At 47.8% G+C, this 16601-nt stretch carries 11 protein-coding genes; 9 read left to right on the top strand and 2 right to left on the bottom strand.

What is annotated here, in order from left to right:
- The first annotated feature begins 435 nt into the window (after nt 1-435).
- From BBC0178_RS07520 to BBC0178_RS07480, 9 genes are all read left to right on the top strand, one after another.
- Complete coding sequence (locus BBC0178_RS07520) at nt 436-1356, top strand: D-alanine--D-alanine ligase (RefSeq protein ID WP_077971963.1); 921 nt, start codon at nt 436-438, stop codon at nt 1354-1356.
- Nucleotides 1344-2252, top strand: coding sequence for a cell division protein FtsQ/DivIB (locus BBC0178_RS07515; protein WP_077971961.1), 909 nt, complete (start codon nt 1344-1346; stop codon nt 2250-2252). The genes BBC0178_RS07520 and BBC0178_RS07515 overlap by 13 nt, the downstream gene beginning before the upstream one ends.
- Nucleotides 2249-3547: a cell division protein FtsA gene (ftsA, locus tag BBC0178_RS07510; RefSeq protein WP_077971960.1), complete on the top strand. Its 1299-nt coding sequence runs from the start codon at nt 2249-2251 to the stop codon at nt 3545-3547. The genes BBC0178_RS07515 and ftsA overlap by 4 nt, the downstream gene beginning before the upstream one ends.
- Nucleotides 3548-3616: 69 nt before the next feature.
- On the top strand, nt 3617-5395 hold the full coding sequence (gene ftsZ / locus BBC0178_RS07505; RefSeq protein ID WP_077971959.1) for a cell division protein FtsZ: 1779 nt from the start codon (nt 3617-3619) through the stop codon (nt 5393-5395).
- Nucleotides 5396-6309: 914 nt separating this feature from the next.
- Complete coding sequence (gene lpxC, locus BBC0178_RS07500; RefSeq protein WP_077971958.1) at nt 6310-7203, top strand: UDP-3-O-acyl-N-acetylglucosamine deacetylase; 894 nt, start codon at nt 6310-6312, stop codon at nt 7201-7203.
- Nucleotides 7204-7424: 221 nt separating this feature from the next.
- The gene (locus BBC0178_RS07495) at nt 7425-8318 is read left to right on the top strand and encodes an outer membrane protein assembly factor BamD (protein WP_077971957.1); all 894 of its coding nucleotides are present in this window, start codon (nt 7425-7427) and stop codon (nt 8316-8318) included.
- A gap of 6 nt (nt 8319-8324) precedes the next feature.
- A complete protein-coding gene (gene recN, locus BBC0178_RS07490; RefSeq protein WP_078039699.1) occupies nt 8325-9992 on the top strand; it encodes a DNA repair protein RecN in 1668 nt (555 codons plus the stop codon).
- 622 nt (nt 9993-10614) lie between these two features.
- Nucleotides 10615-12774, top strand: a complete 2160-nt coding sequence (gene ligA / locus BBC0178_RS07485) for an NAD-dependent DNA ligase LigA (protein WP_078040408.1) — start codon at nt 10615-10617, stop codon at nt 12772-12774.
- Nucleotides 12767-13696 (top strand): DMT family transporter, encoded by a 930-nt coding sequence (locus tag BBC0178_RS07480; protein WP_078039698.1) that lies wholly within the window; start codon nt 12767-12769, stop codon nt 13694-13696. The genes ligA and BBC0178_RS07480 overlap by 8 nt, the downstream gene beginning before the upstream one ends.
- 73 nt (nt 13697-13769) lie before the next feature.
- On the opposite strand, the gene BBC0178_RS07475 is transcribed toward BBC0178_RS07480, so the two are convergent.
- Together BBC0178_RS07475 and BBC0178_RS07470 are read right to left on the bottom strand one after the other, a co-directional pair.
- Nucleotides 13770-15596: an aminopeptidase P family protein gene (locus BBC0178_RS07475; RefSeq protein ID WP_078039697.1), complete on the bottom strand. Its 1827-nt coding sequence runs from the start codon at nt 15594-15596 to the stop codon at nt 13770-13772.
- 134 nt (nt 15597-15730) lie between these two features.
- A complete protein-coding gene (locus tag BBC0178_RS07470; RefSeq protein WP_149867445.1) occupies nt 15731-16600 on the bottom strand; it encodes a 50S ribosomal protein L11 methyltransferase in 870 nt (289 codons plus the stop codon).
- Nucleotide 16601: the final 1 nt, after the last annotated feature.

Raw genomic sequence — 16601 nt, 5'->3', positions numbered from 1 at the left:
GATTACGTTGTTTTGCGTAAAACTCGGGCTTCTGACCGGAGCTTTCATCAAAGCCGTTAAAAGTCAGTCTGTGTATCGCGTATTTTTGTTCGTTTTCAAAATTGTAAGACAGGAATTAGCAAAACCACTCGGTGTGCGAGGGGGCCTGCAATTGCCGTTTTTCGAAAGAACGGATTATGCCCACGGATAAAATGACAGATAATGAAAAAAAACTGAAAAAAATCTATGAGTCATTTCAAAGGGATGAAAGGAATTTCGCCTTTCGAATCAGCATCTTGCATGATGCGGGGGTTGTCAGAATGGGATGATTCTGATTCATTATGGTTAATGCTAGTCCATTGATTCGCAAGGATGATTTGGATTTTCAGACGACCGATAGTATCGGTTGTTTAGATGGGGTCTATATTTAGTGGTTTCTGAGGGAGTTTTTTCGTAATGGCGAAAAAGCATGTTGCCGTATTGATGGGTGGTTTTTCTTCCGAGCGCCCGATAAGTCTGTCTTCGGGAACGGCATGTGCAGAGGCCATTGAAAATCTCGGTTATAAAGTCACAAAAGTTGATGTCGGGCGCGATGTTGCGTCCAGACTGTCGGAATTAAAGCCTGATATTGCGTTCAATGCTTTACATGGTATTTTTGGTGAAGATGGCCGTATTCAGGGCATATTGGAATTTTTGCAAATTCCTTACACCCATTCGGGTGTTTTGGCGTCCGCTCTTGCTATGGATAAGGGGCGGGCAAAAATCGTTGCGGCAGCAAATGGTGTAAAGGTTGCGCCGTCGCGCGTGATGAACCGTTTCGAGATTGGAAAAATCCATCCGATCGAGCCTCCTTATGTTATCAAGCCGGTTTATGAAGGGTCGAGCTTTGGCGTGGTTATCGTCAAGGCCGGTCAAAATACACCGCCATCCGAAATTACCGGATCATCCTGGCACTATGGCGATGATGTCATCGTAGAAAAATATGTTGCGGGAAGGGAGCTGACCTGCGCTGTTTTGGGTGGAGAAGCGTTGGAAGTTTGCGAGATTGTGCCGGACAAAGAATTTCAATTTTACGATTTTCAATCAAAATATAAGCCGGGCGGATCAAAACACGTTTGTCCTGCACCACTTTCACCAAATATTTACCAAAATGTGCAAAGGATGTCTGTGGCAGCACATCAGGCACTCGGGTGCAGAGGTGTTAGCCGCTCGGATTTTCGTTTTGACGAGGAGAAAGGTGAGTTGGTCTGGTTGGAAATCAACACACAACCGGGTATGACACCCACCTCTCTTGTACCGGACATGGCGAAAGTGGCGGGTCGCTCGTTTGGCGATCTTGTAAAGTGGATGTTGGAGGACGCGTCGTGTATGCGTTGAACGGTCAACAAGAGGACGGTTTTTCGACACTTGCGATGTCGATATTGCCCCGCCTTTACCGGCGGTTGCGGCGTACTGTCTCTCAAATTGTTCAGGCTGACATCGAGCTGCCACGCCATTTTGGCGCGTTTGCAGTCGTCCTCTTTTTTGGTGCAGCAGCTTGCTATGGCATTTCGGCAGGTGGCCACACCGATGATGTTGTAAAAGCCACAACATCGACATTCGGTTTTGCAGTCGAAGATGTAGAAATTGCCGGTAATAACCGCATGTCGGAACTTGATGTTCTTTCGGCTCTCGGTCTTGATGGCGAAACCTCGATGATCGGTTTTGATGCAGTCAAAGCGCGTGAGGCGCTTGCACAACTTCCATGGATACAATCGGTCGACGTTCAAAAGATCTATCCGGATCGTGTTCGTGTTTCGCTTGTCGAGCGGCAGCCTTATGCAGTTTGGCAGCATGGCGATAATCTTGATATTATTGATGACGCAGGGCGGGTGATCGTGCCGTTCAAACCGGGCCTTGCGGGTGATTTGCCGCTTGTTGTCGGTATCGGTGCCGATAAAAAGGCATCCGATTTTGTGCATGAAGTAGCCGCTTTTCCGGAAATTAAAGAACATGTACGGGCTTATGTACGTGTGGGTGACCGGCGTTGGGATGTTCTGCTTGATAATGGCGTTCGTATCAAATTGCCGGAAACGGATGCTATTGCGAGACTTGCGGATGCAGTCAAGGCCGATAAAGAGCAAGGGCTTTTTAGTCGCGACGTTTTGAGTGTTGATTTACGGCTTCCTGATCGTATTACTGTTGCATTGTCGGATGAGGCATTGGAGCGGCGTAATAACGTTGTTAAAGAAGAAGAGCGTCATTTGAAGGCTCGGAAGGCAGGTCACGCATGAATCTGCTCGGCTCAGGACATAACGGATTGCGTAAGACCCGTCTGTTGACAGTGCTTGATATGGGTTCAAGCAAAGTTGTTTGCGTCATTGCGCGTTTGCGTCCTTTTGATCATATGCAATATTTGCCCGGTCGTACGCACCATATTGAAATTTTGGGCTTTGGTGTGCAACGTTCCCGCGGGATCAAATCCGGCGTTGTTATGGATATGGCGGCGGCAGAACAATCTGTTCGCCTCGCAGTCGATGCAGCAGAAAAAATGGCAGGTTTGATTGTCGATTCATTAATCGTCAATTTTTCGTCTGCCCGCTTGAGAAGTGTTGTTGTTCATGGCGAATATGATGTGAGCGGGCGTGAAGTCTCTTCACGTGATGTTCGCTCGGTTCTTGCCAGTGCATCAAGAAAAGCATTTGCACTTGATCGCCACATTGTCCATTCCGTCCCGCTCAGCTATTCGCTTGATAGTGAAAAGGGGATTTCGGATCCAATAGGAATGACAGGTAATCTGCTTGGTGTGGATGTTCATGTTTTAACGGCAGAAACTGTACCATTGCGAAATCTTGAAGCCTGTATCAATCGCGCTCATATCAGTGTGGAAGCAATGGTTGCAACACCATTTGCAAGCGGTCTTGCAGTGCTTGTCGATGATGAAGCGCGTTTGGGAGCTGCCTGCATCGATATTGGCGGCGGCACAACTACATTTTCGGTTTTTTCCGATAATCATTTTGTTCATGCTGATGCTATTCCTGTTGGTGGCAACCATGTCACGCTTGATATAGCACGTGGTTTTTCGATGCCTCTGGAAGACGCCGAAAGACTGAAAGTTATGCATGGGTCAACACTCCCCGGTGGCGTCGATGATAGACATATGATCAGCATTTCACCGATCGCGGACGAGCGAAGCGAAATGCAATATCCACGTGCTGTTTTGACACGCATTATTCAGGCACGTGTGGAAGAAATTCTTGAAATGGTACGTGACAGGCTCAATCGTTCCGGATTTGGCCATGTTATCGGAAAACGTATTGTGCTGACAGGTGGAGGGAGCCAGCTTACCGGCTTGCCCGAGACAGCACGCAAGATATTGGGACGTAATGTAAGGGTCGGTCGCCCGCTTGGAGTTTCGGGGTTGCCAACTCTGGCTAAGGGAGCGGCGTTTTCTGCGGTTGTCGGTTTGATGATCTATCCGCAGACGGCGAGTTTCGAAGAGAAAATCGTTCATACGATCGGTCAACTCAAGACTGGTACGGGGGGACGTTTTCAACGCGTAGGCCAATGGCTGCGCGAGAGTTTTTGAGTTGTTGAGTGATATTTCTAATTCTACCGCTAAGGGCTTTGCGGTGTACTTATTGAGAAGGAAAAGACAATGACAATCAATCTGCACGGGCCAGATATTACAGAATTGAAGCCACGCATCACTGTTTTCGGTGTGGGCGGTGGCGGCGGTAACGCTGTCAATAATATGATCAATGCCGGCTTACAGGGCGTTGATTTTGTTGTCGCGAATACGGACGCCCAGGCATTGACTATGTCGAAGGCAGATCGTGTTATCCAACTTGGTGCGGCCGTGACCGAAGGTCTTGGTGCCGGCGCACTTCCCGAAGTCGGGCAGGCTGCAGCAGAAGAATGCCTTGATGAAATTGTCGATCATCTCGGTAACTCCCACATGGTTTTCATTACCTGTGGTATGGGGGGCGGTACCGGTACCGGTGCTGCACCAGTGGTTGCCCGTGCAGCCAGAGAAAAAGGTATTTTGACGGTCGGTGTTGTTACCAAGCCCTTCCATTTCGAAGGTGCACGCCGCATGAAAACAGCCGAAGCCGGTATTGAAGAATTGCAAAAATGCGTTGATACGCTGATTGTTATTCCTAACCAGAACCTGTTCCGCATTGCCAATGAACAAACCACTTTTGCCGATGCGTTCATGATGGCCGATCAGGTGCTTTATTCCGGTGTTGCCTCGATCACCGATCTGATGATCAAAGAAGGCCTTATCAATCTTGATTTTGCCGATGTGCGTTCGGTTATGCATGAAATGGGCCGCGCCATGATGGGAACCGGCGAAGCTTCCGGTGAAAACCGTGCTCTTGCAGCTGCAGAAGCAGCGATCGCCAATCCGCTACTTGACGAAACGTCAATGCGCGGTGCTCGCGGCTTGTTGATTTCGATCACCGGTGGACGTGACCTCACATTGTTCGAGGTTGACGAAGCAGCCAATCGTATCCGTGAAGAAGTCGATGCCGATGCAAATGTGATCTTCGGTGCGATTGATGACGAATCGCTTGAAGGTGTCATCCGTGTTTCGGTTGTTGCAACCGGTATCGACCGTGCAAGCGTCGAAGGCGCTGATACAGACGGGCAGGGAAATCAGGTGTCAGGCCCTGCTCGCAAGCTCGAGAATAATGCAATTCCACAGGCTGGCCCGAAAGCTCAACTTTCGGAAGCAAAACCGCAGCCGATGGTCGAGGTTATGGAAGCTTTGGAACTGGAAATGAACAGGCCTGTCGAGGAACCATTCCGTCCTCAGAGCGAAATTTTTAAAGTTCCTTCCTCGAGCGCTGGTGTTATTCCGCAACGCGCCAATCCGCAAATTCAGGCTGCGCCAACGGTTCATGCACAGGCACAGCAAATGCCGCAAACACCGCGTATGCAGGCTCCGCGTATGTCTCAACCGCGTGAGCAAGCTCCGGTAAATATGGAAGCAACAGCCCGCGTACTTGACGAGATGACCGAAGTACCGGCAATGCGCGAAAAACAGGCAGCACCCCAACAGCGTCCGGCACCGGTCAGAATGCCTGAACTGCGTGATTTTCCGTCTGTTGCCCGCGAAAAAGCCAATGCAGCCGCTCATCACCAACAAGCTCAGCAGGGACCACGCAGTCTTTGGCAAAAATTGACGCAGAGTTTGATTCACCGCGATGAGGAGCCGACAGCCCGTTTAGAGCCTGCCCATAAACAAAATCGCGAGCCGGTTCTGCCAAATCAGGAACCACGCCGTCAATTGTCATCCGATGCTGCAGTTTATGCTCCTCGGCGGCAACCGTCTGCTGAACCTCAACCACGTCAGCAACCACAACAACGCCAGCCGGTCAGCGAAGAAGACCAGTTGGAGATTCCGGCTTTCCTTCGCCGTCAGGCAAACTGAATCCGAAGGTAACAATAAGTCGGCTCCTGTTCGAGAGGCCGACACTATAAAAGCCCCAAAAACCTTCTCAAAACTGCCGCTGTTTTTTAAAACAGCGGCTTTTTTGTATATGCGGTTTGCTTCTTGCACCACAATCCGGCTCTGCGAAAATGAAAACGGCGAAAGTGGCGTAACGAGGGATGTCATTTTTGCCTACGAACGTCAAAAGCCTATGAACGAGCTGTGGGCAATTTGCGCTCAAGGAGAGTGAGTGATCGGCGTTGAAGAAGTTTGTGCAATTGGCTTTTGAAGAAGAGTGGGCAATTGGCGTTGCAGAAATCTGGGTGATTGGCGCTGCATATGGCTAAAACAATTGCTATTCCCATTGCGGAGCGCGGTAAAAACTTAAAACCAAGACTGAATTTTTCTGATCTGTTTTATAAATCTGAGCACGTTTGAAAAAGCGGCTTGTGTTTTTGGTGAAAAACAATGTTCAAGGCGCCCTTTTGTGAAAAAGAATGAAAACAAGAGAGGGACTTCCGTCTACTTCCAATATCTTATGTCGGTTCGAAAACTGCGAACACTAAAATCTTGCCATGATGCGAAGTTGAGGAACAGCGAAATAGCGGCTCGATAAAACTATTTTTGTGAAAATATTGATAACGAACAATATTGAACGGGAAATAAATTCCGGAGGCTTCTTCGGGCAGGAGTGAGTGACAAGCAAAATTTGATCGAAGACGAGACGTGAAGACGGTTATGATGTTAAAGAAAATCGTGTATGACATTTGGGAAATTAACCGTCAAAGTTAGAAATTGCGAGCAATGGTGGTTTGCTTCAACGGAATTGATAAAATTCCTTGTCGAAGATTATCGTTATTAGTGCTATGTGAAGAAAAGTTTTTTAAAATTGAGGAAGGGAAATTCTTTCAACTATGGTTGGTAAACATTCAAAGTCCGGTCCTGACCATCATTTCCAATCAACATTGGCAAAAGCGGTCACATTAAGCGGGTATGGTGTTCACAGTGGTCTCCCTTCAACCCTCACGATCAACCCTGCAGAAGCAGGAACGGGGATCGTATTTGTAAGAGTTTTACCCTCGGGCGAAAAAAAGCGCTTCCGTGCTGTTTCTGAAGAAACCGGTAAAACCGACCTTTCGACAACTTTGGGTACGGGAGCAGTCCGTGTCGAGACGATCGAACATTTGATGGCTGCAATCAATGCTTATAATCTTGATAACCTTGTCATTGAAGTTTCAAATAACGAATTACCCATACTTGATGGCGGTTCATGGACATATTGCGAGGCTTTCGATAAAGCGGGAATTGTTAATCAAAACGTTAAACGCAAATTTATCCTCATCAAGAAAAAGGTCAGGGTCGAATCGAAAAACGGTTTTGCCGAGTTCGAGCCGTTTGATGGTAGGCGATTTGACGTTTCGATAGAATTTTCAAGCCCGATTATCGGCAAAAGTTCAATTGTTTTTGATTGCAAACCGGAAGAATTCAAAAAAGAAATTTCCAGAGCGCGCACCTTTGGCTTCCTGAAGGATGTTGAAACACTTTGGGCCGCCGGTATGGCTCTCGGCTCGTCTTTGGAAAATTCGATTGTGATCGGTTTTGATGACAATGTCGTTAATCCGGACGGTCTTCATTATGAAAATGAATTTGTCCGCCATAAATTATTGGATGCGATTGGTGATACAGCAATGACCGGTTCGCCTGTTATCGGCCTTTTCAGGTCATTTCGTGGTGGACATGCCTTGAATGCAAGGCTTGTAAAAGCACTTCTTGAAGACAAAACTGCATTCGATACAAAAGAATTTTAATAAATTCGATTGTAATAACTGTTCTTTTCAGGGATTTGTCATAATTCAGTCTATAAGGAATGATTGACCGATTGAGTAAAAATCGGCTAATTCAATATTAATGTTATAGGTTGATAATGCCGATAATAACCTCCCATGACTTCTATTCGGTCTTGATCAAGCGCTGGGTGATGTCTTTAGGGTTTCGATAAACAAGGGTATGCCGGAAGGCCGGAGAGAGCATGACGAAGTTGAATTCGTGTTTTATGGATGCTGGAGCAAAAAAATCCACTATCTTGCGTAAAGTCATTATCGGGCTGATGCTTGGCAGCGTATGCCTGACAGCCGGTTGTTCGAAAAAAGACAAGGATGTCGATCTGACATCCTATGTCGATAAAATCGACCCGCCGGACGTTCTTTATAATCAGGCTCTGGCTAATCTGGATGCCGGTCGTTTAAGCGAAGCTGCCAAAAAATTCGAGGCGGTTGATCGTCAGCATCCTTACACCGAATGGGCACGCAAGTCTCTTGTTATGGGAGCTTTCACCAATTACCGCAAGGGCAATTACGACGAAGCGGTCAATATGGCCAAGCGCTATATTGCTCTTTATCCGACATCCGAGGAAGCCGCTTACGCTTATTACATTATCGGCCTTTCATATTTCCGGCAGATTCCCGATATTACGCGTGACCAGAAAGATACCAAACGCGCAATTGCTGCTATGCAGGAAGTTGTCGACCGCTATCCTAATTCGGAATATGTCGATGATGCCAAAACCAAGATACGTTTCGGGCGTGAACAACTTGCCGGTAAAGAAATGCAGATCGGCCGTTATTATCAGGAACGCAAACAATATCTTTCGGCTATCAAGCGTTATCGCACCGTTGTTGAAGAATATTCCAATACCAACCAGATCGAGGAAGCACTCTATCGTTTGACAGAAGCAAACTATGCTTTGGGTCTGACCTCGGAAGCGCAAACGGCGGCAGCTGTTCTTGGGCAAAACTATCCGGAAAGCAAATGGTATAAGGACGCTTTCAACCTGCTGCAAAAGGGTGGGGTAGCACCTCAAGAAAACAAAGCCTCGTGGATATCCCGTGCGTTGAATAAAACCGGGCTGAAAAAAGGTTCCTGATCATAGATGCTTGTACAGCTTTCGATCCGCGACATAGTTCTGATCGAAAGGCTCGATATCAACTTTGACGCGGGCCTGTCGGTGCTTACCGGTGAAACCGGTGCTGGCAAGTCTATTCTGCTTGACTCTTTGTCTTTGGCGCTCGGGGGGCGCGGGGACGCTTCCCTCGTGCGTCATGGGGCCGAAAGCGGGCAGGTGACGGCCGTTTTTGATGTGCCGATCGACCATCCGGCCAGAAAACTTATCAAAGTAAATGGCCTTGATGACGAAGGCGATATCATCCTTCGTCGCATCCAGTCCTCCGATGGTCGTTCGCGAGTCTTCATTAATGATCAGGCGGCAAGTGTCTCTTTGATGCGTGAAGTTGGTCATGAGCTTGTCGAAATTCATGGACAACATGCCGATCGGGCGCTTGTCGATATTGCCTCCCATCGTGATCTTCTTGATGCCTATGGACGTGTGGATGAAGACCTCAAGGCGGTGAGCGAGAGTTATCGCCACTGGCATAATCTCGAAACAACGTTGAAGAAACATCGCGAAAAAGTTGCGGAAGCTTTGCGCGAGGCAGACTATTTGCGTTCCTCTGTTGAAGAACTGGATAAGCTCGGCCCCGAGGCAGGCGAAGAAGAGAGCTTGGCAATCCGGCGTACCGATATGATGAAAGCCGAAAAAATTGCAGGCGACATCAATGAGGCCGGAGATATGTTGAACGGGGCACAATCACCGATTCCGGTTTTGGCTAATCTTGTCCGGCGGCTCGAACGAAAAATTTCTGAAGCGGAAGAGCTTGTCAAACCGATCGTCGATTCAATCGATAATGCGCTTGAAGCTTTGGGACTTGCACAGGATAGCGTTGATGCGGCCATGCGTGCGCTTGATTTTGACCCGCAAGAATTAAGCAATGTCGAAGAACGCCTGTTTGCTTTGCGTGCCGCTGCACGGAAATATAATGTTCCTGCTGACAACCTGTCGGAGTTGCGCGACAAGATGGATCAGGATTTGAAAGATCTTGATGAGAGCGAGGAAACCGTCGGAAAACTTGAAAAAGAAGTTGCTGCAGCCCTTGAAGATTATGATAAGGCGGCCGAACAACTTTCGCAAAAACGGCATGAACGGGCGAAAGAATTGACAAAAGCCGTCATGGCCGAGTTGCCAGCCCTGAAGCTTGAACGGGCGGAATTTATTGTCAATATCGAAAGCAACAAAGAAGAACGTACGCCGGAAGGAATAGACAGGGTTGAATATTGGGTGCGCACAAATCCCGGAACACGTGCTGGCCCGATGATGAAAGTGGCCTCGGGCGGTGAATTGTCGCGTTTTCTTTTGGCTTTGAAAGTGGCTCTTGCCGATCGCGGTTCTGCTCCGACACTGGTTTTTGATGAAATCGATACAGGTGTTGGCGGTGCAGTTGCCGATGCTATCGGGCAGAGGCTATCCAGACTTGCCAAAGGTGTACAAGTGCTTTCTGTAACGCACGCACCACAAGTGGCTGCCCGTGCCGACAGCCACTTCCTGATATCCAAATCTGAACATGGGGATGGTGACCGCCTGATTACGCGTGTTCATAAACTCGATATCAATGAGCGCGCCGAGGAAATTGCACGCATGCTTGCAGGCGAACATATTACTGACGAGGCTCGTGCGGCGGCATTAAAACTGCTGAACGCAAAATAGTGAAATGGGATCTAAAAGCAACGGCGTAACAAGCCTGAAAAATCTCGAAAACTATTTTCGAAAAACCGTTCAATCAGTCACAATCAAGCGGCTATATCCTCTTGAAAAATAAAGTTGCAGCATCGGTTCGGAAAAGCCGAAATATCGATTGGCACGATTGCGTGTGCTGATGAAAACCGGGAAAACCGCAATGCCATTCAAGAGATGGGATCTCCGTTGATTATTCGACAATATTCGCCCTTGTTAAGAATAATCACTTTTGTGGGACGTGTGGTTTTATGAAATACTTCAATTCAGGATATGAATAAAAAGGGCTTGTTTCCGGAGACAATTTTATGTCCTGAAGTTGTTTTATTTTAAACAGCAAAGCGGCTTATTCACCCAGCCGTAGAGTGAAATAAATCGGAAAAAGTAGCTATCGTGTAGAAAACGTGAAGCAGAGTTGTGAATTATAAAATAAAAGTGTCTGACCGGCGCTTGGCTGTGGTTCTTTCCTGTTTTATCAGCTAAATATATGGTCACTTATTAAAAATGAGCCATATTCAATGTTTGTTTTCACGGAATAGAAAACAGATAACGATCATATTGTCAGGCTCACTTTTAAGAATTCTGGAAACCGATGATGCAAGATATTTCAGTTGATGATCTCACGGCCGAACAGGCAAAACAGGAATTGGAACGGCTGGCAAAAGAAATTGCCCACCATGACTATCTCTACAATACCAAAGATCAGCCGGAAATATCGGATGGCGAATATGATGCGCTCCGCCGGCGCAACAATGCCATTGAACAGCGTTTTCCGGAATTGATCAGGCCGGATTCGCCTTCCCGCAAAGTTGGCGCCACAGTTTCCGAAAAATTTGAAAAAGTGCGTCATCGCATCCCGATGCTTTCGCTTGATAATGCTTTTTCCGATCAGGATGTCTATGATTTTGTTGACCGTATTCGGCGGTTTTTACGGCTGAAAGATAATGACGAGCTTGATATCAGCGCCGAGCCGAAGATTGACGGCTTGTCCTTGTCTTTACGATATGAAAACGGGAAACTCGTAACAGCAGCAACCCGCGGGGATGGAACAGTGGGTGAAAATGTTACCGCCAATGCGTTGACGATTTCCGATATTCCACATGTTTTGAAAGGCAATTATCCTGATCTTATCGAGGTTAGGGGCGAATGTTATATGGCGCACGCCGATTTTCAGGCACTAAACGAGCGCCATGAAGCTGAACACAAGCAGGTTTTTGCCAATCCCAGAAATGCTGCTGCGGGGTCGCTCCGCCAACTTGATGCCAGCATTACCGCGCGGCGTAAACTCAAATATTTTGCCTATGCCTGGGGCGAAGTCAGCCGCATGCCAGCCGATACGCAATTGGGTATGATGGATGTTTTCCGCTCTTATGGCTTTACGGTCAATCCGTTGACAAAGCTCTTTCATTCGGCTGAAGGACTGCTCAAACATTTTCATGCAATCGAAGAACAACGCGCTGATCTTGATTATGATATTGATGGCGTTGTCTATAAGGTTAACGATCTTGCGCTCCAGCAGCGGCTCGGCTTTATCTCGCGTTCGCCAAGATGGGCAATTGCCCATAAATTTCCGGCCGAGCGCGCTATGACCATTCTTAGAGCAATCGATATTCAGGTGGGGCGCACGGGTGCCTTGACACCGGTTGCCCGCCTTGAACCGATTACTGTTGGCGGTGTGGTCATTACCAATGCTACACTCCATAATGAGGACTATATCAAAGGCATTGGCAATAAAGGGGAAACCATTCGTGACGGAAAGGATATTCGTGTTGGTGACACGGTTGTCATCCAGCGCGCCGGTGACGTTATTCCGCAAATTGTAGACATTGTCGAGGAACGCCGTCCGAAGACGGCCGAGCCATTTATTTTTCCCCATATTTGTCCGGCTTGCGGAAGCCATGCAGTGCGGGAAGAGGGGGAAGCGGTTCGTCGCTGCACGGGTGGTCTCATCTGTCCGGCGCAAGCAATGGAACGTATCCGCCATTTTGTTTCCCGCAATGCCTTTGACATAGAGGGACTTGGTGAAAAACAGGTGGAATTTTTCTTCGATGCCAAAGACGAAAATTTGGCAATCCGCAGCCCCGTTGACATATTTACTCTTGAAGCACGCCAGAAGGGAGCTTTGAGCAAGCTCGAAAATATTGAAGGTTTCGGGCGTACGTCGGTTCATAAACTTTATGATGCAATCAATGCCCGCAGGCAAATACCGCTAAGCCGGTTTTTATTTGCGCTCGGTATTCGCCATGTTGGCGAAGTCAATGCAAGAAGACTTGCGCGCGCTTACAAAAACTATAAAGCTTTCGAAGAGGTAGCTTTGGCGGCACGTTATCCGGAAGAAAATAGCGGTGAAAGCGGAAATGATGCATGGAATGAGCTCACCAATATTGAAGGCATAGGTTTTATTGTTGCCGAAGCTGTTGTCGATTTTTATGGTGAGGAGCATAATCGCAATATTTTGCAAGCTTTGCTTGCCGAGGTAACACCTTTGGATGAAGTCTTGCCGGTTACAGACGGGTCGCCGGTACAGGGCAAAACAATTGTGTTTACCGGTTCGCTGGAGCGCATGTCCCGTGACGAAGCAAAGGCAATGGCAGAAAGATTAGGGGCAAAAACTGCGGCATCTGTCTCGAAAAAGACAGATCTTGTCGTGGCTGGCCCCGGAGCAGGATCAAAATTGACAAAAGCACAGGAGTTGGGAGTGCAAATTATTGACGAAGATCAGTGGTTCAAACTGATTGGTGAGGAAAATGCGTAAAGCGGCGCCACCGGAATTTCATGCAAAAATGCCGCCATCGGCAGAGCCTCGTTACTTTTTGGGAATTAGCCTTGCACTTGCTGCAACGGTTATTTTTGCCTGTCAGGATGCCATGACCAAAACGCTGGTTCATAGCTATCCGGCTACTTTTATTGTTATGGTTCGCTATTGGGTGTTTTTCCTTGCTGGTGTCTATATGGCAAAAACGGCAAGTGGCGGCCTTATTGCCAATATTAAAAGCAAGCGCCCGATTGTCCAGTGTTTGCGTGGTTTGTTGCTTCTTCTGGAACTCATTGCCATTGCCTTGGCTTTTCGTGTCATGGGACTTGCCGAAGCGACATCCATTTTCCAGTCCTATCCGCTTTTCGGTACGGTCATAGCGGTATTTCTATTGAAGGAAAAAGTTGGCTGGAGAAGAGTGAGTGCGCTGGTTATCGGTTTTGTCGGCATATTAATTATGCTGCGACCGGGAAGTGGGGTGTTGTCTGTCGGTGCAATCTGGGCACTCGTTGCGGCGTTGTTTTTCGCCCTTTACATGGCATTGACACGCCTTGTTGGTGGTATTGACAAGCCACAAACATCGTTTTTCTATGTCGGGCTTGTCGGCCTTGTCGTTATGAATCTGGGACTTCCGTTCTTCTGGGTTCATATGGATAGCCACTATGTATGGATACTTGTGGCTTTGTGCTTTACCTCTGTTGTCGGGCATTTTTTAATGATCAAAGCGCTAAGCCTTGCACCGCTTACAGTGGTTCAACCGTTCAACTATTTGCAGCTCGTATGGTCGGTGATCATCGGCTATATTGTCTTTGGTGATATGCCGGATATATTGACGCTGGTTGGTGCTGCTCTGGTTGTGGGAAGCGGTTTGTTTGTGTTCTTCCGCGAACAGGTAAAGGCTGCAAAAATCGTTGTGAAATGACAAACTAAAAGCAAAGTTTCCACTTGAAGAAACGCGAAAGATTTTTCTTTCGCGTTTTTCTTTTTCTTTTTGTTTAAAGCGGTTGCGTTACTGCCTCAAGCCATTTGCGATCAACCTCATCAAGGTGCGGTGCATTTTCTTTCATGACACGGGCATGATAGGCGTTTAGCCATTCGCGTTCCTCATTTGTCAGCATTTCAACTGCAATAAGGTTGCGATCAATCGGGCAGAGAGTGAGAGTTTCGAAACCGAGCATATCACTATCGCCACCCTTGACCGGTTCGGCCGGTTTGACAACAAGCAGGTTTTCAATGCGGATGCCGAATGCGCCTTCGCGATAATAGCCCGGTTCGTTGGAAACAATCATTCCGGGTAAAAGTTCTTGTGCGCCACGTTTCGAAATGGTTTGTGGGCCTTCATGAACAGCAAGATAGGAACCGACGCCGTGGCCCGTGCCATGGGCAAAATCCAACCCTGCCTTCCATAAAGCGATGCGCGCCAGAACATCAAGGTCCTGCCCGCGCGTACCTTTCGGAAAACGCGCCGAGGCAAGATCGATCATTCCTTTAAGAACGAGTGTGAAACACCGTTTTTCTTGCCCACCTGCGTGGCCGATTGCAACAGTGCGGGTGACATCGGTTGTGCCATCGCGATATTGTGCACCGGAATCGACGAGATAAAGCTCGCCTTCGTTAAGAGGCCGATTAGTTGCGGTGTTAACCCGATAATGGATGATAGCACCATCGCTGCCACTTCCCGAAATTGTATCAAATGACAGATCTTCAAGTTTTGAACCCATCTTCAAGGCAGTATCGGCACGGAAGCTCTCAAGTTTCGTTGCTGCCGAAATTTCGTCCACTGTGGCGGGTTTCTGCCGTGAAAGCCACGAGAAAAAGCGGCAGAGAGCCACACCATCACGCGCATGGGCCTGACGGCTTCCTTTAAGTTCCGCCTCGTTCTTGATTGCACGCGGCAAACGTGCCGGATCGCGCAAATCTTTAATTGTACCGCCATGATCGACAATCACCTGACGCAATTTCTCGGCCGAAAGTTGCCCATCAAGTGAAAAACAGGATTTTTCCCCCGCTTCTTTGATAACTTCCGGTATCAATGCGGAAGGTTCGAAAATGTCGACATAACGGGCAAGATATTTCTTTTCGTTTTCTCCAAGTTTGCGCTGGTCGATAAATAAAGATGGCCGGCTTTCAGCCCGAAGAATAGCAAAAGACAAGGAAAAAGGTGTATTGGAAACGTCATTGCCGCGAATATTGAAAACCCATGCGATCGACGAGGGGTCTGTCAATAATACCAGATCGCACCCGTCTTTTTTCAAGCTCTCTGCCATCAATTCAAGCTTTTTATCGGCAGGAACACCGGCATAGTCGAGAGGCTGGATTGTGACCGGCGTCAGCGGCGGTTCCGGTTGGTCATGCCAGATGAGATCGACGAGATTTTTTTCCGTACCGACAAGTTTGCCATGAGCCTTTTCCTCGACTGCTTGCTTCAGGGCCTTGACGCCATTGACAGTATGAAGCCATGGATCAAAACCGATATTCAAACCTTTGGTGTTTTGTTCAAGCCAAAGCGAAGGCGGGCAGGAAACAAGATCGGCATAAGTGAATATTTTTCCGTCTGTCTGGTTGCGCACCTGCAAAGTGTAACGCCCGTCAACGAAAATAACTGCTTTATCTTTCAAAATCAGTGCAACGCCGGCCGAGCCGGTAAAACCTGTGAGCCATTGCAGCCGCTGCGCGTGGGGAGGTACATATTCCCCCTGATGTTCGTCCGCTCTTGGCACCAGATAGCCATCAAGCCCGAGTTTTTCCATTTCCTTGCGTAACGCCGCAACACGAGCCTTTGCGTTATCGGGATTTGTTGCAATTTCAAATGATTGAAACATAAAATCGCCTCTGATTGTCTAATCGGTGAAAGAATTATGATCGCTATGATCGGGCAATTCGATCACCTGTTATTTTTGTGAAATGGCCAAATGTCCGATCGTTTATTGGCCACCTATTTTATTTGATCGTCACCCTATTTCAAATGAATGGCAACCCAGCCTTCATGATGCAAGGTTTTGATGTATTTTGCGCCTTCCGCCTCGAAAGCTTTGACCACACGATCATGCTGTTCTTCCAGAATGCCGGAAAGCACAATGGAACCGCCTTTTTTAAGTGCAGGAACCATTTGTGGCGCAAGTTCGATCAAGGGATTTGCGAGAATATTTGCAACAATGAGATCAAAGGGGACACGCTTTTTAATCTCTTCATCATCAAGGCCGGTAGCCGTGATGGCTGTTATTGTTTTGGCCACACCGTTCAGAGCAAAATTTTCTTTTGCAACTTTGATCGCAATCGGGTCAATATCTGTTGCCAGAATTCTGATCGGCTCAATCAGAGCAATACCGATCGCCAGAATTCCGCTCCCCGTTCCAAGATCAAGTGCATTTTGTGGTTTTTCATGTTCCATAACGTCGGCGATAAGTTCAAGGCAGCCGACTGTCGTTCCATGGTGGCCGGTACCGAAAGCCTGACCGGCATCGATTTCGATTGCAAGATCACCCGGTTTCACCTTGTCGCGGTCATGACTGCCATGAACAAAGAAACGTCCTGCGCGCACGGGTCCGAGTCCTTCAAGACTATGGCTTACCCAGTCAATATCCGGAAGTATTTCAATTTCTATTTTGTTTTCATTGACGCCTAAAACTTGCGTAAAGCGGGGAAGTACCGAATTCTTTTCAGCTTCATCCACATAGAGTGAAACTTCATAAATGCCATTGGCTTCATCTATTTCTGTTATCGCAAGGGGAAAGGCATCATCTTCGAAGGCGTGATCGAGAAGTTCATATTGTTTTTCGGCTTCGCGTTTCGGCGATTTATAATGTAGGCGGATCTGTCCCAAAATT

This window comes from Ditibartonella apihabitans (assembly GCF_002007485.1).
Classification (GTDB): domain Bacteria; phylum Pseudomonadota; class Alphaproteobacteria; order Rhizobiales; family Rhizobiaceae; genus Bartonella; species Bartonella apihabitans.
The sequence above is the reverse complement of the archived record's forward strand: the minus strand, read 5'-3'. Positions and strand labels throughout refer to the sequence as shown.